Annotated in this window: 16 protein-coding genes and 1 pseudogene; 4 read left to right on the plus strand and 13 right to left on the minus strand. The window is 67.8% G+C overall.

What is annotated here, in order from left to right; all coding sequences use genetic code 11:
* Positions 1-33: 33 nt before the first annotated feature.
* The 9 genes from AC3FKG_RS29200 to AC3FKG_RS29240 form a co-directional block, all read right to left on the minus strand.
* Positions 34-1,583 (minus strand): IS3 family transposase gene (locus tag AC3FKG_RS29200; protein ID WP_488742417.1). Its coding sequence is split into 2 segments (ribosomal slippage): positions 34-1,097 and positions 1,097-1,583, totalling 1,551 coding nucleotides; the frame shifts between segments, so codons are not numbered across the junction.
* A gap of 194 nt (positions 1,584-1,777) precedes the next feature.
* Positions 1,778-2,224, minus strand: a complete 447-nt coding sequence (locus AC3FKG_RS29205; RefSeq protein ID WP_488744810.1) for a nuclear transport factor 2 family protein — start codon at positions 2,222-2,224, stop codon at positions 1,778-1,780.
* 17 nt (positions 2,225-2,241) lie between these two features.
* Positions 2,242-3,873, minus strand: a complete 1,632-nt coding sequence (locus AC3FKG_RS29210; RefSeq protein ID WP_488744811.1) for a FadD3 family acyl-CoA ligase — start codon at positions 3,871-3,873, stop codon at positions 2,242-2,244.
* Between the two features lies 1 nt (position 3,874).
* A complete protein-coding gene (locus AC3FKG_RS29215; RefSeq protein WP_488744812.1) occupies positions 3,875-4,930 on the minus strand; it encodes a 2Fe-2S iron-sulfur cluster-binding protein in 1,056 nt (351 codons plus the stop codon).
* 27 nt (positions 4,931-4,957) lie between these two features.
* Positions 4,958-5,722: an SDR family oxidoreductase gene (locus AC3FKG_RS29220; protein WP_488744813.1), complete on the minus strand. Its 765-nt coding sequence runs from the start codon at positions 5,720-5,722 to the stop codon at positions 4,958-4,960.
* Positions 5,723-5,826: 104 nt separating this feature from the next.
* Positions 5,827-6,351: a flavin reductase family protein gene (locus AC3FKG_RS29225; RefSeq protein WP_483712113.1), complete on the minus strand. Its 525-nt coding sequence runs from the start codon at positions 6,349-6,351 to the stop codon at positions 5,827-5,829.
* Positions 6,348-8,102, minus strand: coding sequence for an FAD-dependent oxidoreductase (locus AC3FKG_RS29230; RefSeq protein WP_483712114.1), 1,755 nt, complete (start codon positions 8,100-8,102; stop codon positions 6,348-6,350). Before AC3FKG_RS29230 ends, AC3FKG_RS29225 begins: the two co-directional genes overlap by 4 nt.
* Positions 8,103-8,129: 27 nt before the next feature.
* A complete protein-coding gene (locus AC3FKG_RS29235) occupies positions 8,130-9,263 on the minus strand; it encodes a flavin-dependent monooxygenase (protein WP_483714388.1) in 1,134 nt (377 codons plus the stop codon).
* Positions 9,264-9,512: 249 nt separating this feature from the next.
* Positions 9,513-10,664 (minus strand): LLM class flavin-dependent oxidoreductase, encoded by a 1,152-nt coding sequence (locus AC3FKG_RS29240; RefSeq protein WP_483712115.1) that lies wholly within the window; start codon positions 10,662-10,664, stop codon positions 9,513-9,515.
* Positions 10,665-10,872: 208 nt separating this feature from the next.
* Between AC3FKG_RS29240 and AC3FKG_RS29245 the strand changes: the two genes are divergently transcribed.
* Entirely contained in the window at positions 10,873-11,217 is a 345-nt protein-coding gene (locus AC3FKG_RS29245) for a VOC family protein (protein WP_488744814.1), read from the plus strand.
* A gap of 754 nt (positions 11,218-11,971) precedes the next feature.
* On the opposite strand, the gene AC3FKG_RS29250 is transcribed toward AC3FKG_RS29245, so the two are convergent.
* Positions 11,972-13,159 (minus strand): helix-turn-helix transcriptional regulator, encoded by a 1,188-nt coding sequence (locus tag AC3FKG_RS29250; RefSeq protein ID WP_483712117.1) that lies wholly within the window; start codon positions 13,157-13,159, stop codon positions 11,972-11,974.
* A gap of 401 nt (positions 13,160-13,560) precedes the next feature.
* On the opposite strand from AC3FKG_RS29250, the gene AC3FKG_RS29255 reads away from it, so the two are divergent.
* The 3 genes and pseudogenes from AC3FKG_RS29255 (at position 13,561) to AC3FKG_RS29265 (ending at position 16,564) form a co-directional block, all read left to right on the plus strand.
* A complete protein-coding gene (locus tag AC3FKG_RS29255; RefSeq protein ID WP_488744815.1) occupies positions 13,561-14,370 on the plus strand; it encodes an SDR family NAD(P)-dependent oxidoreductase in 810 nt (269 codons plus the stop codon).
* Positions 14,371-14,403: 33 nt separating this feature from the next.
* Positions 14,404-15,369, plus strand: coding sequence for an alpha/beta hydrolase (locus tag AC3FKG_RS29260; protein ID WP_488744816.1), 966 nt, complete (start codon positions 14,404-14,406; stop codon positions 15,367-15,369).
* Positions 15,366-16,564: pseudogene (locus AC3FKG_RS29265) on the plus strand (3,4-dihydroxy-2-butanone-4-phosphate synthase). The gene AC3FKG_RS29260 and the pseudogene AC3FKG_RS29265 overlap by 4 nt, the downstream one beginning before the upstream one ends.
* Here the strand turns inward: AC3FKG_RS29265 and AC3FKG_RS29270 are convergent.
* The 3 genes from AC3FKG_RS29270 to AC3FKG_RS29280 form a co-directional block, all read right to left on the minus strand.
* Entirely contained in the window at positions 16,539-17,531 is a 993-nt protein-coding gene (locus AC3FKG_RS29270) for an acetyltransferase (protein ID WP_488744817.1), read from the minus strand. The pseudogene AC3FKG_RS29265 and the gene AC3FKG_RS29270 sit on opposite strands and share 26 nt — an antisense overlap.
* Positions 17,532-17,562: 31 nt before the next feature.
* The gene (locus AC3FKG_RS29275) at positions 17,563-18,354 is read right to left on the minus strand and encodes an SDR family oxidoreductase (RefSeq protein ID WP_483712122.1); all 792 of its coding nucleotides are present in this window, start codon (positions 18,352-18,354) and stop codon (positions 17,563-17,565) included.
* A 146-nt stretch (positions 18,355-18,500) separates the two neighbouring features.
* A protein-coding gene (locus AC3FKG_RS29280; RefSeq protein ID WP_488742417.1) for an IS3 family transposase occupies positions 18,501-20,050 on the minus strand; the annotation gives its coding sequence in 2 pieces (ribosomal slippage) (positions 18,501-19,564 and positions 19,564-20,050; 1,551 coding nt in all).
* Between the last annotated feature and the right edge of the window lie 73 nt (positions 20,051-20,123).

Consider the following 20,123-nt stretch of genomic DNA (forward strand, 5'->3'; position numbering starts at 1 on the left):
CGGCGTGTGTCAAGGTAGTTGTCGCGTCCGCCGCTATGCTGCTTTCCGGTACTCCTTAGGCTCCAGCTCAGCCCGCTCGGGGTTCAGGTAGACCACTGGATCCAGCTTCCAATTCCGGATTCCCCGCGACCAGCGCTGCGGGTGCCGGGCGCGCGCAGCCTGATACACCACCATTCGTCGCGCCAGCAGGGGTATCGCTTCCCCGCGGTGCCGCTGGTTCGGCGTGACATACTTCAGCCCGCTGTGACGGTGCTCCTCGTTGTACCAACGCACGAACCGATGCACCCATTCACGCGCCTGTTCCAGCGTATCGAATGGCCTCTCGGGCCACAGCGGGCAGTACTTGGCCGTACGGAACAACGCTTCGGCATAGGCGTTGTCGTTGCTCACGCGTGGGCGGCTGTATGACGGCACCACGCCCAGATCCTGCATCGCAGCGCGCATGCTCAGCCCCTTCATGACGCTGCCATTATCAGAGTGCAGCACCAGCGGCCGCCCAGCCGTTTGCTCGCGCAGACAGCCCAGTTCGAGCAGCCGGCGGGCATGCTCCACCGACTCGCTCTCGTGCACTTCATTGACCACCAGCTTGCGGCTGTAGATGTCCTGCATCATGTACCAGTAGAAGAAGCGACCCTTCACCGTAGTGGGCATCCACGTGATGTCCCAGCACCACACCTGATTGGCACCGTCTGCACGATGCGTGGTCGGCGCGCGGGGCTTGGCATTGTGACTGCGTCCACGTCGCCGGCTCTGCCCTGCAGCCCGAAGCACACGGTAGAACGTCGATTCCGACGCCAGGTAGCGGCCCTCGTCGGCCAACTTCGGCACGATCTGGTGCGGCGTCAGGCTCTCGTAGCCAGGCTGGTTGGCCGCTGCCAGCACGGCCTGCCGTTCTGCCTCGCTGAGCTTGTTCGCCGGCACCGGGCGCTGCGCTCCCGGGCGGCCATCCTCTGGCGCATGGCGCCAGCGCTGCAAGGTGCGCTCACTCAAGTCCAGTTCCTCGCAGGCCCTGGACTGGCGTGCACCGCTCTTTACCGCTTCATCGATCAACGCAATGGCATCGCGGCGATCCGAGACGTTGATCAGTCTTCCTCGTCCCTTCCCCAGATCGCCTCGGCTTTTTTTCTCAGCACCAGCAGCGCTGCTGTCTCAGCCAGCGCCGCATCCTTGCGCTTGAGTTCGCGCTCAAGATCCCGGATCCGCTTCTGAGCCGCCTGTTCCTCGCGGCGCTGCGCCAGGTCAGGCTTGTCTGGTGTCTTGGCATTGGCCTGCTCGCACGCGGCCCGCCACGCCCGGATCTGTTCCGGCTGAATACCCTTCCTGCGGCAGTATTCGGACAGCTCCGCCTCACTCAGGGGCGCCGTCTCCAGCACCACTCGGAACTTGTCCGCACTGGACCACTTATCACTTTGTTTGCCGTTGCCTGGCACAACCTTTCCTTGCTCTCGGGCCGCGTTGCGCCAGTTGCGCAGGCACACCGTTGTAATGCCTGTCTCCCTGGCCAACTCCGCCACCGACCGGTTCAAGGGCGGCTTCATCTGCTCGACCACCCATTCTTTGTACTCCGCCGGATAAGGCTTCATCTTCCAACCGTTACCGCCCCCCATTGTCCTTCATCGAAAGGCAGCGAGGCGACAACTATCCTGACATGGAGGGCTCGGACAAAAAGTGACTCGCCGGCTACGCCGGCGAAACAGCGGCGCCTGCCAAGCACGATAACCCAATCACCACAAACTCCCTGCCAGCGACGCCAGCAAACCAATCACATCCCCCGAAATCACTCCCCTTGCGACAACAACCCCGTCGCAAACACCGTCGACCGGATCAGCCACACCCCGTCGACCCGCACATACTCATCCGCATAGCGTCCGGTCAGGAACGTACGCGAGCCATTGGCATCATCCAGCGCAAGGTACGCCAGATCCCAACTCCCCTGCGCCGTATCCGCATCCAGTACCCGTATATCCGCCTGCCCCGCAAAATGCATTTCCCTCAGAGTAGGCCGGCACGCCAGCTCCGCAAAGCACTGCACCAGCGCATCCCGCCCGGCAAAGCTTCCGATCCGGTCATAGTGGATATGCGCGTTGTCCGGCACGAAGCAGCCCCGCATGGCTTCGGTGTCCTTGTCATCGCACGCGCGCAGGTAGCGCAGCTTGAGCGCCCGGATCGCATCCGCGGCTTCCAGCCGCGCAAGGCGGTCAGCAATACTGGCAATTTCGTTCATATCCAATCCCTCGCTCATCAGGCTTCCCGCAACTGATACTTCAAGACCTTGCCAGCCGCGCTCACCGGCAGCGATGTCACGAACTGCACCTCGCGCGGCACCTTGTAGTTGGCCATGTGCCGGCGCGCCCAGACGATCAGGGTCTCGGCATCCAGCCGCGCGCCGTGGCGCAGCACCACATACGCACGTCCGACTTCGCCCAGCCGCTCATGCGGCATGCCGACGACCGCGACCTGGGCCACCGCCGGATGGGCCACCAGCAGCTTTTCCACTTCCGCCGGGTAGCAGTTGAAGCCACCCACGATGAACATGTCCTTGATGCGATCCGTGATGCGCAGGTAGCCACGCGCATCGAGCGAGCCGACGTCGCCCGTATGCAGCCAGCCATCGGCATCGATAGCTTCCACGGTGGCTTCGGGCAGACCGAAGTAGCCTTGCATCACGTTGTAGCCACGCACCAGCACCTCGCCCGCCTCACCCGTAGCGACCGGTTGGCCCTGCGCATCGACGCAACGCAGTTCGACCCCCGGCATGGCGCGCCCCGACGTACCGGCAACCGTCTCGGCATCGTCGCCCGCACGGGTCAGCGTGGCAAAGCCGCACGACTCGGTCAGGCCGTAACCGGTGATGACCGTGTCGAAACCGAGTTCGTCACGCATGCGCTGAATCAGCACCGGCGCGATCGCCGAGGCGCCGGTCACGGCAACGCGCAACGACGACAAGTCGAACTCGCGCAGGCGCGGCGCATTCAGCAGCGTCTGGTACAGCGTCGGCGGCCCCGGCAGCACCGTGATGCGTTCGTTCTCCACGCGCGTCATCACGGCCTCGGCGTCGAAGACCAGGTGCGGCAGCACGGTGGCCCCGCGCGACAGCGCCGCGAGCCAGCCGGCCTTGTAGCCGAAGGTATGGAAGAACGGGTTGACGATCAGGTAGCGGTCACCGGCGCGCACCCCCGTGATCGCGGCCCAGCCATCGATGGCGCGCAGGTTCTGGGCGTGCGCGGTCATCACGCCCTTGGGCCTCCCGGTGGTGCCGGAGGTGAACATGATGTCCATGAGCGTGTCGCCGCGCACGCCGGCCTCGCGCTGGGCGAATGCGGCCGTGTCCACCTGCTGCGCCAGCTGGAGGAAGTCATCCCACGCCAGCTCGCCGTCGCCCAGCGCCGTGTCCCGCCCCGGCCGCAGGATCACCAGGCGCTCCAGCGTGGCCGGCCGGTGCGGCGCCAGCATCTGCGGATAACGCTCGCCGAGGAAATCGTCGACGCAGAACAGCAGGCGCGCGCCGCTGTCCTCTAGCACGGCCGCCGCTTCCATGCCTTTCATGCGCGTATTGAGCGGCACCAGCGCCGCGCCCACGCTGTGCGTGGCCAGCGCCGCGATGATCCATTCCGAGAAATTCGGCGCCCACACCGCGACCCGGTCGCCCGGCTGCACGCCGAGCGCCATCAGCGCCCGCCCCGCCTGTATCCGGCACGCATCCAGCCCGGCGTAGCTCATGCGCAGCCCGTCTTCCTGGATGGCGGTGCGTTCGCCGTGGCGCTGCGCCGCGCGCCGCACCAGTTCGGGAATGGTCGCGGCAAGGTCCTCTTGCCCGGCGGCGTCGAGGCCGGCCGGGTCCGCAATGGCATCAATGGTGTCGGAGGCAGTCATGTCAGTCCGGGAACTTCAGGTGGATCTCGTCGCTCGCCGCGCGCGCCTGGCAGGCCAGGGTCCAGCCCGCCTCCAGGTCGGCACGGTCGAGCACATGGTTTTCGCCGAGCGTCACGTCGCCCTGCGTCACCTGGCACATGCAGGCGCCGCACAGACCGGCGCGGCAGGAATTGGGCGCGGCCACGCCGGCGCGCTGCAGCGCGTCGAGCACGGTTTCGTCCGGCGCCACGTTGACCTGGTGCGTATCGCCGTCGAGCAGCACGGTGAGCGCGGCGCCGCGCATGGCGGGCGCAGGGTTGGCCGTATCCGTCACGGCCGGTTGCGCGGCCGGTGTTGCCACCGGTGCATCGGGCAGCGACAGGAAGCGCTCCACGTGGAGCTTGCCGCGCGGCACGCCAAGTTCCTGCAGCGCTGCCTGGGCCGCGTCCATGAACGGACCGGGACCGCACACAAAGCACTCGGCCAGGCTCCATGGCCGCACCAGTTCTTCCAGCTGGCGCTGCGTCGGCGGCCCCTGCACGCTGTCCAGCCAGTGGATCACGCGCAGCCGGCCCGGGTGGCTGCGTGCCAGCGCCGCGAGGGTGTCCGCGAAGATGATGGAGCGCTCGTCGCGGTTGGCATAGAGCAGCGTCACCGCGCCGCGCCCGTGGCGCAGCGCCGCCTTGGCGATCGACAGCACTGGCGTGATGCCGCTGCCGCCGGCCAGCAACAGGAAATCGCCGTGCAGCGTGGGCGGCGTGAAGACGCCGGCCGGCGCCATCACCTCGACCGTGTCGCCCGCGCCAAGATGATCGCAGATCCAGTTGGACACGCGCCCGCCCTGCACGCGCTTGATCGTCACGCGCAGGGCGTGGTCCACCTCCGGCGTGCTCGACAGCGAATAGCAGCGCTGCAGCGGCTTGCCGTCGACCGGCACGCGCAGCGTCAGGAACTGCCCGGGACGGTAGGCAAAGGTATCGCGCAGGCCGTCAGGCAACGCGAATACCAGCGAATGCGCCTGGTCCGTTTCCGTGACGACTTCGGCGATCTGCAGCCGGTGGAATGGTACTGGCGCCATGATGTCCTTGTTCGGCTCGGGGCGGGGTCAGGCCACGCCCATGATGGTCTGCGCGTTGTCGATGCGCAGTTCCGCACCGTTGATGAAGCGCGATTCGTCCGAGGCCAGGAACAGCACCAAGTTGGCCACGTCGCGCGGATGGCACATGCGCTGCATCGGCTCGGCGCCACCGATATCCTCCGACAGGGCCGCTGCGCCGCCGGGCAGGAAGGCCGCGGTCATCGGCGTGAGGATGCCGTCCGGATGGATCGAGTTGCAGCGCACCTTGTAGCCGCTCTGCTTGCAGTGGCCCGCCACCGCGCGCGTCAGCGCGGCCACCGCGCCCTTGCTGGCGCTGTAGGCGCAGAACGCGCCCATGCCGCCCAGCGCCGCCACCGACGACATATTGACGATGCTGCCGCCGGCCGTCTTCATCGCGGCGACGCCGTACTTGCAGCCAAGAAAGTAGCCGTCGGCGTTGATGCGCATCACGCGCTGCCATTGCTCCAGCGTGGTGTCCTCGACCGTGCCGAGCATCAGGATGGCGGCATTGTTGACCAGCACGTTCGGTGCGCCGAAGCGCTGCTCGGTGCGCGCCATCACCTGCTGCCAGCCGGCTTCGCTGGCAATGTCGTGCGGCACGAACAGCGCGGTCTCGCCGATCTCGCGGGCCAGCGCGTGGCCGGCTTCCTCGTTGAGGTCGGTCAGCACCACGCGCGCGCCTTCGCGCGCCAGCAGCAGTGCGTCTTCCTTGCCGACGCCGCTGGCGGCGCCGGTGACGATTGCGATCTTGCCTTCAGTACGTCGGCTCATGGGAAATCTCCTCGTTGGTGTGTGCCTGCCGCCTGGCGGCAGGCTGTTGTGTCAGGTGGCGGCCGGCATGGCGGAACCGGCACTCATGGTCCTGCGCTGCCGGTTCAGGCCGGGCACAGCGCGCTCAGCGGCGCGGACGTGGTGTAGGCGCCGTCGACGTAGACCAGCGGCGACACCTCGCCCGCCAGCCGCACCTCGCGCAACCGCCCGATAAAGACCGCGTGCGTGCCGTAGTCAAAGCGGCCGTCCTGGCTGCACACCAGGTTGGCCTGGGCGTTGCGCAGGCACGGCACGCCGAGCACGTCGTCTTCCCACTCGCCGCTGGTGAAGCGCTCCTCGCCCTTGAGGCGGCCGCTGCAGTCCACCGCGATGTCGCGATGGTCCGCCGCGAGCAGATTGATGCAGAAATCCGCGCCGGCATCGAGCGGCGGATAGATCGACGAGTTGCGGTTGATGCAGATCAGCAGCGAAGGCGGATCCGCCGACAGCGAATCGACCGCGGTCACGGACATCGAATAGCGGCGCTCGCCCTCGCGGCAGCTGATGACCGCCACCGAGCGCGCCATGCGGCGCATCGCCATCAGCATGTCGTCGCGCAGCGCGGCGCTGGTTTCGGGATTGGCGCTCATGAGGCCTCCTGTACGGTTTGAGCGTGGTGCTCGGCGGCCGGCTGCGGGGCCCGCTGCGAGAGCAGGTCGGCAGCGATAAAGCCGAAGGTCATGGCGGGGCCCAGGGTGGCGCCCGCGCCGGGATAGCTGGTGCCCATCATCGAGGCACTGGTATTGCCGATGGCGAACAGACCCGTAATAGCGCTGCCGTCCTCGCGCAGCACGCGCGCGCTGGCATCGGTCACCAGCCCGCCCTTGGTGCCGATATCGCCGGCATCGAGCCGCACGGCATAGAACGGCGCCTTGCCGATCGGCGCCAGGCACGGGTTCGGTTGCACCGCCGGGTCGCTGTAGTAGGTGTCGAATACGTTGTCGCCCTTGCCGAATTCCTCGTCGACGCCCGTGGCGGCGTAGCGGTTCATGCGCGCAACGCTGTCCGCAAGCCCGTCGGCATCGACGCCGATCTGCCGTGCCAGTTCGGCCAGCGAATCGGCGCGCACCAGGATGCCGGACATATTGGCCGGAATGCTGCGGTCCGGCATGACCGAGCCCGGCAGGATCGGGCCGCACGGGTACTTGTGCCGGAACGTGGCGTCGAACACCATCCAGGCCGGCACGCTGCAGCCGGTCTTTTCATGATCGCGGTACATGGCGGGCACGAATTCGGAGTACGGCGCGGCCTCGTTGACGAAGCGCCGGCCGTTTCCGTTCACCACCAGGCAACCGGGCATGGCGCGCTCGATGAAGAGCGCGCGCTGCTTCTCCTCGCCCTGCACATGGACCGTAGGCGCGCCCCAGACATGGGACATCAGCGCCACGCCGGCACCGGCAGCCTGTCCCGCTCGGATAGCATCGCCGGTATTGTTCGGCGGCGTGGCGCTCCAGTCGGTCCGGGTCGGCTGCGGCAGGTATTGCTCGCGCATGGCCTGGTTACGCTCGAAGCCGCCGGCGGCGAGGATCACGCCACGTGACGCGCGGATCTCCACCACGCGCCCGTCCTGCAGCGCGCGCACGCCGCGCACCATGCCGTTTTCCACGATCAGGTCCTGCAGCGCGGTATCGAGCCACAGCGGGATCGCGCGATCCATCATGGCCCGCCGCAGCCCGCCGGTCAGGCTGTTGCCGAGCGTGAGCCGGCGGTCGCGCCGGGTCTTGCGGCGCCAGCCGAAATCGAGCCAGTAGCGGGCGAACTGGCGCACCGCCAGGCCGAACCAGCCGGGCGAGCGGCACAGCAGCGCGTGCGCCTCGCGCGAGGTCACGGCTACGCGGCCGCCGACCAGCGTGCCAGGCGACGGCGGGCGCAAACGGTCGAATTCCTCGCGCAGCCGCGCGCCGTCGAACGGCATCGGATCCAGTGCGCGGTAGCCCGGCATCGCGCCCGGTTCCTTCTGGAAGTAGTCCGCGTAGCGCGGCAGCGTGTAATAGCGCACGCCGGCCTGCTGCTCCAGGTACTGCAGCATGCGCGGCGCGTGCTCGAGATAGGCGCGGATGCGCTGGGCGTCGCCATGCTCGCCGGTGCACGCGAGCACGTACTCCAGCGCCTTGGCATAGTCGTCCTGGCCACCGGCCGGCGCGATATGGTGGTTGAGCGGAATCCAGATGCCGCCGCCCGACACCGCCGAGGTGCCGCCGTACTGGCTGCTCTTTTCCAGTACCACTACCGACAGCCCGCGGTCGGCGGCCCGGCAGGCGGCCAGCATGCCGCCCGCACCCGAGCCGACCACTACCACGTCAAACTCCTTCGGCTGCATGCGCGCTGTGCTCTGAGTCATGATGTGCTCCCTTGCCGTCGGCCGGCTTCAGATGAAGAAGTCGGTGTTGGCGCGGCCCATCATCACGCCGCCCAGGTTCTGGCCGAAGCGGTCCAGGTTGTTGGCGTAGTGGGCGCGCGCGGCGTGCAGGTCCAGGAAGCGGCGCACCATCGGGTTCGAGCGGTAGATACCGTTGCCGCCGGCATAGCGCAGCAGGCCGTTGGCGAGCTGCGCGCAGCGTTCGGCCACCTGCGACGACTGGTAGCGGAAATGCAGGCGGCGCGGCGTCTGCACCTGTCCGCCGTCACGCGCGACGGCAAGCAGTTCGTTGAAGTTGCGTTCCAGGACAGTGCGCATCTCGTCGATGGCCACCTGTGCGTTGGCGCAGGCCATTTGCGCGCCACCGTCCTCCGCGGTCTTGCTGCCGCCGTTGCTGCTGACGCGGCCGTCCGCATAGCCGATGAAATCGTCAAGCGTGCCTTCCAGCGCGCCGATGCAGGCGGTGCACACCGCGCGCACGAAAATCTGCGCGAACGGCAGGCGGTACAGCGGCACGTCGTTGATCGCCAGGCCCGGGCTGGTGCCCATGGCGCCATCGACGGCACGATGGGTGCGGTAGTCCGGCACGAACACGTCATCGACCACGATGTCGTGGCTGCCGGTCGCGCGCAGCCCCAGCACGTCCCAGTTGCGCACGATCTTGTAGTCGGAGCGCGGCAGCAGGAAGGTGCGGTAGTCATAGGCGCCGCCCGGCTCGGCCGGCGGCACCAGGCCGCCCAGGAAGATCCAGTCGCACAGTTCGCTGCCGCTGGAGAACTTCCAGTGGCCGGAGAAGCGGTAGCCGCCTTCGACTGGCGTGACCTTGCCAACCGGCATATAGGTCGAGGCGATCAACGTGGCGGGGTCGTTGCCCCACACCTCCTTCTGCGCGCGTTCGTCGAACAGCGCGAGCTGCCAGTTGTGCACGCCGACCACGCCGTAGACCCAGGCGGTGGACATGCAGCCCTTGGCCAGCGCCATCTGGATGCGGAAGAAGGTCTGCGGATCGAGCTCGTAGCCGCCGTAGCGGCGCGGCTGCAGCACCTTGAAGAAGCCCGCGGCCTGCATCTCGGCGATGGTCTCGGCGGGGATGCGCCCCTCGGCTTCGGCCTGTTCGGCGCGGCCGGCCAGCGCGGGAATCATCTGTTCGGCGCGCGCGATCAGGCGTGCGGCCAGGTCCTTGGGGTCGTTGTGTTGAGGCACCGCGGGTCTCCTTTAGCTTTGTTTTGTGGCTGGCGTTGATGTTTGCATCGGGCGGGCGAGGTGCCATCGTCTGATGGGACTAGCTATTCATGCAGCGCTTCGTGCATGCGCCTGCCCTACCCCCCGGCCCCTCTCCCGCAAGCGGGAGAGGGGAGCAAGCCAAGCCCTGGCGAAGCCAGCGCTTCGCGATCAGGCCACCGCGCTCAGCTTGCGGCCCTGCTTGCGGAAGTGCGGGATCACGTGCTCGCCGATATTGCGGATGGTTTCGAGCTGCGCCCATTGCGGCACCGTGCCCATCTGGCAGATGAACAGGATCTCGTCGGCGCCGGCGTCGATCAGGCGCTGCACGTAGCCGATGCAGTCCTCCACGGTGCCGTAGGCGTGGTTCGGGTTCAGCATCATCATCGACGGGTCGCTGAAGTCCACCGAGACCTTCTCGGAGGCGAACTTGGTGTTGATGACGGCCTTGCCCTGCGCGTCGGTGGCGGTGACGTGCTCGTCGTCCCACTTCGACGGGTCGGGGCGCTCGCCGCCGGCGTACCAGTACGACAGCGACTCCATGAAATAGCGCTGCCCCTTGATGCCGATCTTGCGCGCGGCCAGGCCATCGTCGAGCACGATGGTCGGGCACAGTGCCGCCAGGTGCTGATGCGGGCGGAAGCCGACCTGGTCCTCGGCCTTGCGGCTCTCCCACGCGCTGCGGTAGATTTCATTCTTCTTGGCGACATCCTCCGGGCCGCCAAAGCCGAGCACCAGGGCGCCCATGCCGCGCGCACCGGCGCGTTGCAGCGTCTCGGCATTGGTGCAGGCCAGGTACATCAGCGGATGCGGGTCCTGGCGCGGCTTCGGATGGATCGGGCGGCGCGGGATCTTGATGAACTCGCCGTCGTGCTCGATCTCGTCCTGCGTCAGGATCTTCGGGATCAGGTACATCGACTCGTCGATCATCGGGTGCAGGGTGTTCAGGTCGTAGCCGAAGGTGCCGGCCTCCTGCTGGGTACCGCCCTTGCCCACGCCGAAGTGCACGCGGCCGCCGGAGAGGATGTCGAGCGTGGCGATGCGCTCGGCCACCTTGACCGGATGGTTCATCGCGGGCGGCAGGCATACCACGCCATGGCCGATGCCGATGCGCTGCGTGCGCCCGGCGACGAAGGCCAGGAATGTCTCCGGTGCGCTCATGTGCGCGTAGTTGGTGAGCGCGGTGTGCTCGACCGCCCAGACCACGTCGAAGCCCATGTCCTCGGCCAGCACCACTTGTTCCATGATTTCATCGAACACCTTGTGGTCGCCGGCGCGCGAGGCATCGACGGTCTGTGCTTCATAGATCAGCGAAAAACGCATTGCAGTCCCCTTCCTTCTATTGATGGTCCAGGACCGCCGCCGGGACGCCGCCGGGTGCCGCGCCTCGGGCCGGAAGCGGCCTGTGTGCTTGCAGTTTGGTCGGCGCAAGGCGTTGCAACATCGTCTGATTGGATTATGAGCACTCGATGGCGCATCCCTATCATTGGCCACGGGCAACCCGCCCGTTCATCGAAGGGACAAGGAGACCATGCAAGCCAGACTTTTGCTCTACCCCGTTGCGGACATCGACACCGCGCTGCCGTTCTTCACGGAAGCACTCGGCCTGTCCGTGAAATTCCGCGATGGCGACCGCTATTGCGCGCTCGACGCGGGCGCGTTGACGCTGGCGCTCGTGGCCGGCGAAGAGAGGCTGGTGGACCAGCCGGCGCTGGCGTTCAGGATCGAGGAAGGACAGGAGATCGGCGCCGCGATCGCGCGGCTGGTGGGCGCCGGTGCTACTGTGACGCTGCCTGCGGCGCAGGGCCCGCATGAGACACGCGCGGTGCTGGAGACCCCGGAGGGTTTTGCGCTGGTGCTCAGTGGGAAGTGTTGATTGGTGTGTGGGGCTTGGCAGGTGGCGCTGTTTCGCCGGCGCAGCCGGCGACCTACTCCTTTGTCCGAGCGACAAAAGAGTAGGCAGAAAAACGCGTCGCTGGCCGCTGGCATCAATTTCACGGCGGCAGTGGTTCAAACGGCTTTGGACGCCTGTCACGGTGGTCAGTCGTTCCACCCGGCTACGCGCGGTGAGTCAGGGACAGTGGCTGACGTTACCCGGCTTTTCAACGATCCCCGACCAGACTCGGGTACAGCGTTCCAATAGCGTCAGTGGTGGGACGCCTACGGCTGCGCTGTGCGCGTGTCATGTTCGGTATGCGCGGGGCATCAACGTCGCTGGTGCGGTGCTTCCCGTCTCTCCCGTCCCTTCCGCCACTTCCCCATATTGTCCTTACTGTTTTCAGCGGAGCCGCGCGCAGCGCAGCCGTAGGCGTCCGACCGATGGCCTGGTTAGGAGGAGCCACCAAGTAATCCGGGTTCGCTCATCTGACGTGTCTATCCTGATCATCTACGCGGCAGGCAGTGTGGCTATGCCCTGTACCGTCTTCACCACCATGGGCCGTTCGTCGACCACGAAAACGCGTTTTTGGTTACTTTTGTCGCGAGACAAAAGTGACTCGCCGGCTGCGCCGGCGAAACAGCAGCGCCTGCCAAGAGCGATAACTTCCGCTCAATCAAAACCCTGCCGGCCGAGCCGGCGAAACAGCAGCGCCTGCCAAGCACGCCAACCAAATCCCCCCAAGAACCAACCTTCACCCCAACGAAATCACACTACTCAACAGCATCCTCACCAACGTAGCCTGACGAGTCACCCCAGTCTTGGAAAAGATCGCACGCAAGTGCGCGCGTGCCGTGTTCTTGCTGATACCGAGTTCATCAGCGGCTTCATCGAGCGTAAGACCATTGGCAAGCTGCAGCGCCAGCTGCGTCTCCGCTGGCGTGAAATCAAACAGCTGCCGCACCACGTCGTGCGACGCCTGCGAGCGCCGCTCCGGATCACGGATGAACACCACGCATGCCGGACGCTTGCGGTTGTCCTCCGACCACTCGCTGAGCGGAATCGTGCGGATCAGCACGCCCAGCCTGGCGTTGCCCGACGGGCGCGTGATCGACATCGCTTCCATCAGCGCCGGCGTGGTGCCGAGGTGGCCCATCGTCGCCTGGCGCAGCAGCCGCTGGAACTTGCGGTTCTCCTGCCCGTATTCCACGTCGAGCCCGCCCTTGGAAGCGCGGATGCCGTCCCTGGCGCCAAGGATCTCGTCCGCGGCCGCATTGGTCTTGATGATGGTGCCGGACTCATCCAGGATCACCATGCCGACCAGCATGCGGTCGATGGCGCTGGCATAGACCGTGCGCTCCGATTCCACCACGTCTATGCGCGAGTGCAGGTCCACCGCGCGCTTCAGGTGCGGCAGCAGCGCGGTGCACAGCGCCTTGTCCGCGGCAGAGAAGTTCGTGCTGTCAATATTGCGGCAAACGCGGAAGCGGCATTCGATCCCGTCATCGGTGCGCAGGTCGGCACCCAGGATGTAGCGGATACCGATGTCCTTGAGGAACTGCTGGTAGATCTCGCTCTGGCACCAGACGCCCGGACCAAGGTGCTCGTCGATCGTCACCACGCGGTCCGACGGCAGGCCGATGAACGGATCGAGCGCGTAGTAGTAGTTGTTGTAGGAGGTCTCGCCCGCGAGCGTCGAGCCCCCGTGCTCGGACACATTGACCATCAGACCGGGCCGGTCCGTGGCCGGCGAACGCAGGATCAGCGTGGCATAGTTGGCGTCGAGCTGGCGTCGGATGTGCTCCAGCGCCTTGCCCCACGGCACCTGCTCCATCGGGCCCTGGTAGATATCGCCCAGCAAGGCGCTGAATTCCGACAGCGACACCGTGGTTTGCGCAAACAGGTGTGCGGCCGCCTGGTTCTGGCTAACCTCCATCAGCATTTCCTCTGTCTCCATTGTGGCGCGCGCAGCGCGTCGGACATGCCGCGCGGCTGGCCCGCTGCGGGCTCTCTGGCCCTTTTTTTGCCGCGAATTCATAGGGACGGCAAGGCGTCGCGGCTTGCCCCTTGCCTTCATGGTTTGCCCTAGTCCAGAACGGCATCGCATGCGGGCCGGACTAGTCCTGCGGGACAAGGCAAATCCTCACGCCACGGCGGCGCGAGCACATACTCCAAACAGACTAAGGACAGACCCCGGCTTACCCGGCCAGGGGCAAACCCCCAGCCAGCCCACAGAGCCGCCACGCACTACCCAAACAGACGATGCCGCGCGGGCGGGCTGCCGCTAAAAGACAGCCATGGGCGGCGATCCGCGCCGCCGTCTTTTCACGGAGAACGACCACCATGGCGGCAAACCCGCGGCTGCAGGCCGCAGTGATCACCGGAGCCGGCGGCGGCATCGGCCGCGCGCTGGCACATGCCCTTGCGGCGCAGGGGTATGCGCTGGCGCTGGCGGATATCGACGCCGATGCGCTCGAAGCGACGCGCGCGGCGCTTGCCGGCAACGGGGCGACCGTGATCGCCATTCCCACCGATGTGTCCGACGCGCGGCAGATCGAGCACTTGTGCACTGAGAGCTTCCTGCGCCTGGGCCGCATCGACCTGCTCATCAACAACGCCGGCGTGCTCGCCACCGGCCGCTGCTGGGAGCTGGCGCCCGAGGTGTTCGAGCGCGTGCTGCGCGTCAACCTGTGGAGCGTGCTGCACGCGCTGCGCTGCTTCGTGCCGCGCATGGCGGCGCAAGGCGCGGGACACATCGTCAACGTGGCGTCGATGGCCGGCCTGGCCGTCGGCCCGTGGCTCGCGCCCTACACGCTGTCCAAGCAGGGCGTGGTGGCACTGAGCGAAGGACTGGCGATGGAACTGCAGGCGGCGGGCCTGCCGATCCAGGTCTCGGTGGTCTGCCCCGGCCCGGTGGCCACCGGCATTGCCGGGGACCTGAACGGCGCGGGACCGCAGGAGGTGAACCAGATGAACGGCGCGCTGCGCAGCGGCATTGCCGCCGGCCTGACCCCGGACGAGGCCGCGCGCGTGATCCTCGATGGCGTGGCCGCCGGCAAGTTCTGGATCCTGCCGCACGAGCAGGCAGTACACGCGGCCCAGGCACGCGCACAAGGCATTGCCGCGGGCACGCCGCCGGCGTTCGCGCTCTGAACCAGATATCCACACAGCATTCGAGGAGACACCATGCCGCTCGACCCCCAGGCCCGCGCCATGCTTGACGCCATGGCCGCCATGCCCCGCCCCGATTTCACGACGCTGCGCGCCGCCGACTACCGCGCCGCGCTGGCGGCCATGCCGGGCTTCGCCCCCGGTGACGCCATCGCCGCGCAGCAGGACCTCACCATCGAGGGCGCCGACGGGCCGCTGCCGGCGCGCCTTTACCGGCCCGACGACAGCGCGGGGCTGCCGCTGCTGGTCTATTTTCACGGCGGCGGCTTTGTCCTTTGCGGGCTCGATTCGCACGACAATATCTGCCGCACCCTGGCGCGCCGCGGCGGTGCGCTGGTGCTGTCGGTGGACTACCGCCTGGCACCCGAGGCACGCTTTCCGGCCGCCGCCGAAGACGCCGTCGCGGCCGTGCGCTGGGCCGCCGCGCATGCGGCGCAACTGGGCGCCGACCCGGCCCGGATAGCCGTGGCCGGCGACAGCGCCGGCGGCAACCTGGCAGCCGTGGCAAGCCAGCAGCTGCGTGGCAGCGCCATCGCGTTGCGCCACCAGCTGTTGCTCTACCCCTACCTGGACTGCACCGACGCCGCCACCGGCAGCGCCGGCTACCGCGCATGCAGCGAGGGCTACTTCCTCAGCGCGGCGGAACTGGACTGGTACCGCGCCCAGTACCTGGCCCATCGCGCGGATGCCACCGACGTGCGCGCCAGCCCGCTGCACCAGCGCGATTTGCACGGCCTGCCGGCTGCCACCATCATCACCGCGGAATTCGATCCGCTGCGCGACCAGGGCGAAGCCTATGGCGAGGCCTTGCAGCGCGCCGGCGGCAACGCCACGGTGCGGCGCTGGCCCGGGCAGTTCCATGGCTTCATGAGCATGCAGGGCGCGATCGACGCCGCCAGCGAGGCGCTCGATGCGGCGGCGGCGGCGCTGCGACAGGCCTGGGGTGACAACAGCGGCGCCAGCCAGCAGGAGGCAGCATGAGCACGCCCAGCGCACTGCCCCCGATGGCCGACGTGCTCGCGGCACTCGCCGCGGGCCAGCGCGTGCTCGTGATCGAGGACGAAACCGGGGAAGCCACCGGCTGCGTACTGGTCGCGGCCGAGCGCGCCACCGAGGCCGACGTCAACTTCATGGCCGCCGAGGCGCGCGGCCTGGTGTGCATGGCCATCACCGAAGCGCGCCGCCAGCGGCTGCAACTGCCGCCGATGGCGGCCAACCAGCGCCAGCGCGAACGCTACACGGTGTCGATCGAGGCGGCCACTGGCGTCAGCACCGGCATTTCCGCCGCGGACCGGGCCCTGACGCTGCGCGTTGCGGCGGGGGGGGCGGGGGCCCCCCGGGGCCCGGGGGCCCCCGGGGCCCACAGACCCGGGGGGGGGGCGGGGGGGGGGGGGGGGGGCGGGGGGGGGGGGGGGGGGCGGCCCCCCCCCCCCCCCGGGACCTGGTCCAGCCGGGGCACATCTTCCCGGTAGTGGCGCAGCCGGACGGCGTGCTGCGCCGCGCGGGCTTCGCCGAGGCCTGCTCCGACCTGCCGAGGCTGGCCGGGCGCGTCGCGGCCGGCGCCTATGCCATGCTGCTCGATGATGACGGCGAACTGCTGCGCGGCCCCGGCCTGCTTGCCTACGCCCGGCGCCATGGCCTGCCGGTGGTGTCGGTCAGCGGACTGGTCCACCACCGCCTGCTGACCGAGGGCGCGCTGCACCGCACGCAATCGCGCGAACTCGACACGCCCTACGGCCGCTTCACCGTGCATGCCTACCACGACGCGCCGGTCGACGCGCTCCATCTCGCGCTGGTACTGGGCAAGCCCGACCCGTGCGAGCCCGTGCTCACGCGCGTGCAGACCGTGGAAATGCAGCGAGACGTGCTCGGCTTCGGCACGCCGGCCCACCCTGCCTGGAACCTGGAACGTTCGCTCGCGCGCATCGGCGCCGAGGGCTGCGGCGTGCTGGTGCTGCTGGACGAACGCGAGTCGCCGCAGCAGCGGCTGGACCGGCTGGCCGCGCCACCCTCGGCCGCACCCGCGCCGGCGTTCGCGCAACGCGCGCTGGGAGTCGGGGCGCAGATCCTGCGCGATGTGGGCGTGCAGAAGCTGCGCCTGCTCAGCCATCCGGTGCCGTACCGCGCCGTCACCGGATTCGAGCTGGAGGTTACGGAGTTTGTCCCGCCGGGCTGACAACGGCGAGCCCGCCGAAACAATCGGCGAAACTGCGGGTGAAGCGGTCCACCTCGGCGTCGGCCAGGTGGTTGATGCCACCGGCCAGGCGCCGGCCGCCGCCGGTCTCGAAGCCGCGGCAGAAATCGGCCGCGCCGGTAGCGCTGTGCGCCGGCACCCGCACGCTGACGGCGAAGCCGCCGCCGGATTTCGGCGACAGCAGGCCGATCGCGTCGCCGGGGCGCCCGCGCACCAGCTCATTGGCCAGCACGCCGATCGCGCGCCGCGCCCAGGGCGCGTCGGGCAGCACCAGCAGCGCGGCACCGGGCACCTCGTGCGCGGGAGACAGCCGCCGCGCGTGCGCCATGTCCTCCTCGTAGCCGTCGCACAACGCCGCATAGGCCCCGCATTGCGCCGCGAATGCGAGCGGATCCTCGAACGGCAGCATGTGGCGCGCCAGCTCGGCGGGATCGAAATGCAGATCCGCCAGGCACTCGCCATAGGCGTTGTAGTTCAGGCAGGTACCCAGGCGCTCCAGCACGGCGGTCTGGTCCGCATCCAGCCCGGCCTGCGCCGCCAGCGCGCGGGCCACGGGAGCCAGGTTGTCGCCGAACGCGGCGGTGATCGCCCAGCGCCGGTGGCGCCCGCCGAGGTAGCGGTCGACCAGGATGGAGGTGCAGACCTCCGGCCCCTCGTCGATATGGGCGCGCAGGCCGGCATGCGCCGGCAGCTCGCCGGCATGGTGGTGGTCGAAGTACTCCACGCTTGCACCGGCCGCGAGCAGCCGCAACAGGCCGTCGCGGTTCTGGTCGAGCGAGATATCCAGCGCGCTCACGGCGTCGCCCGGCGCGGCGCCGATGCGCTCCAGCAGCCGGATATCGCGCTTGACACCGGTGACCAGGGTCGCGTCGCCCGGGTTCGCCAGGCGCAGCTGCTGCAGGGCGCACAGGCCGTCGGCGTCGCCGTTGAAGGCAATGTAGCGGGTCATGGCTATGGCTCGGGGGCTCAGGGGTCGCGGGTCAGGGCATGAAATCGCCGCCGTTGGCATCCAGCGAGGCTCCGGTGATCGCCCGGGCGTAGTCCGACACCAGGAACAGCGCTGCGCGCGCGCAGTCGTCGTCTGTCGGCATGCGGCCCAGTGCGATCTGTGAAGCCACCGGTGCGATGATAGCGTCCTCGCTGACGCCTTGCTCGGCCGCGGCATGGCGCACGTAGCCCTGCACCGGCGCGCCCCACATCCAGCCCATGAAGACGCTGTTGGCGCGGATGCCGTGCGGACCGAGTTCGCGCGCCAGGTACTTGACCGCCACCGCCAGCGCGCCCTTGGAGGCTGCGTAGCCCGACTCGCCGGGCATCGGCTTGCGCGTGGCCTGGGTGTTGATCATCACGATGGCGCCGCCGCCCTGCGGCTTCATCAGCGCTGCCACCTCCTGCGTCAGCGTCATGGTGCCGAACACATTGGTGTCGAACACCTGGCGCCAGACGTCGAGGTCGGCGGCTTCCACCGGCTCGGGGAAATTGCCGTGCTGGTAGGCGCTGTTGACCAGTGCGTCGATGCGGCCGAAGCGGCGCATGGTCTCGGTGGCCAGGTGGCGGGACTGGACGCGGTCGGTGATATCGGTCACGACCTTGAGCACTTCGCAGTCGGCGCCCAGTGCGTCGATGCGGGCCTGGGCTTCGTCCAGCCTCGCCGCGGTGCGAGCGGCGATGGCCACGGCGCGGGCACCTTCGCGCGCGGCTTCCACTGCGAGCTTGATGCCCAGTCCGGGGCCGATGCCGGATACGATGACGATTTTGTCTTTCAGTAGCATGGGGTTGTCTCCTTCAAGGTTTTGGGTCTTTTTGGTGCTGCGAGGTAGGGTTGTCGTGCTTGGCAAGCGCCGCTGTTTCGCCGGCGTAGCCGGCGAGTCACTTTTTGTCCGAGCGGCGTGTGTCAAGGTAGTTGTCGCGTCCGCCGCTATGCTGCTTTCCGGTACTCCTTAGGCTCCAGCTCAGCCCGCTCGGGGTTCAGGTAGACCACTGGATCCAGCTTCCAATTCCGGATTCCCCGCGACCAGCGCTGCGGGTGCCGGGCGCGCGCAGCCTGATACACCACCATTCGTCGCGCCAGCAGGGGTATCGCTTCCCCGCGGTGCCGCTGGTTCGGCGTGACATACTTCAGCCCGCTGTGACGGTGCTCCTCGTTGTACCAACGCACGAACCGATGCACCCATTCACGCGCCTGTTCCAGCGTATCGAATGGCCTCTCGGGCCACAGCGGGCAGTACTTGGCCGTACGGAACAACGCTTCGGCATAGGCGTTGTCGTTGCTCACGCGTGGGCGGCTGTATGACGGCACCACGCCCAGATCCTGCATCGCAGCGCGCATGCTCAGCCCCTTCATGACGCTGCCATTATCAGAGTGCAGCACCAGCGGCCGCCCAGCCGTTTGCTCGCGCAGACAGCCCAGTTCGAGCAGCCGGCGGGCATGCTCCACCGACTCGCTCTCGTGCACTTCATTGACCACCAGCTTGCGGCTGTAGATGTCCTGCATCATGTACCAGTAGAAGAAGCGACCCTTCACCGTAGTGGGCATCCACGTGATGTCCCAGCACCACACCTGATTGGCACCGTCTGCACGATGCGTGGTCGGCGCGCGGGGCTTGGCATTGTGACTGCGTCCACGTCGCCGGCTCTGCCCTGCAGCCCGAAGCACACGGTAGAACGTCGATTCCGACGCCAGGTAGCGGCCCTCGTCGGCCAACTTCGGCACGATCTGGTGCGGCGTCAGGCTCTCGTAGCCAGGCTGGTTGGCCGCTGCCAGCACGGCCTGCCGTTCTGCCTCGCTGAGCTTGTTCGCCGGCACCGGGCGCTGCGCTCCCGGGCGGCCATCCTCTGGCGCATGGCGCCAGCGCTGCAAGGTGCGCTCACTCAAGTCCAGTTCCTCGCAGGCCCTGGACTGGCGTGCACCGCTCTTTACCGCTTCATCGATCAACGCAATGGCATCGCGGCGATCCGAGACGTTGATCAGTCTTCCTCGTCCCTTCCCCAGATCGCCTCGGCTTTTTTTCTCAGCACCAGCAGCGCTGCTGTCTCAGCCAGCGCCGCATCCTTGCGCTTGAGTTCGCGCTCAAGATCCCGGATCCGCTTCTGAGCCGCCTGTTCCTCGCGGCGCTGCGCCAGGTCAGGCTTGTCTGGTGTCTTGGCATTGGCCTGCTCGCACGCGGCCCGCCACGCCCGGATCTGTTCCGGCTGAATACCCTTCCTGCGGCAGTATTCGGACAGCTCCGCCTCACTCAGGGGCGCCGTCTCCAGCACCACTCGGAACTTGTCCGCACTGGACCACTTATCACTTTGTTTGCCGTTGCCTGGCACAACCTTTCCTTGCTCTCGGGCCGCGTTGCGCCAGTTGCGCAGGCACACCGTTGTAATGCCTGTCTCCCTGGCCAACTCCGCCACCGACCGGTTCAAGGGCGGCTTCATCTGCTCGACCACCCATTCTTTGTACTCCGCCGGATAAGGCTTCATCTTCCAACCGTTACCGCCCCCCATTGTCCTTCATCGAAAGGCAGCGAGGCGACAACTATCCTGACATGGAGGG

The sequence above is a fragment of the Cupriavidus sp. 22TCCZM04-2 genome (assembly GCF_057798895.1).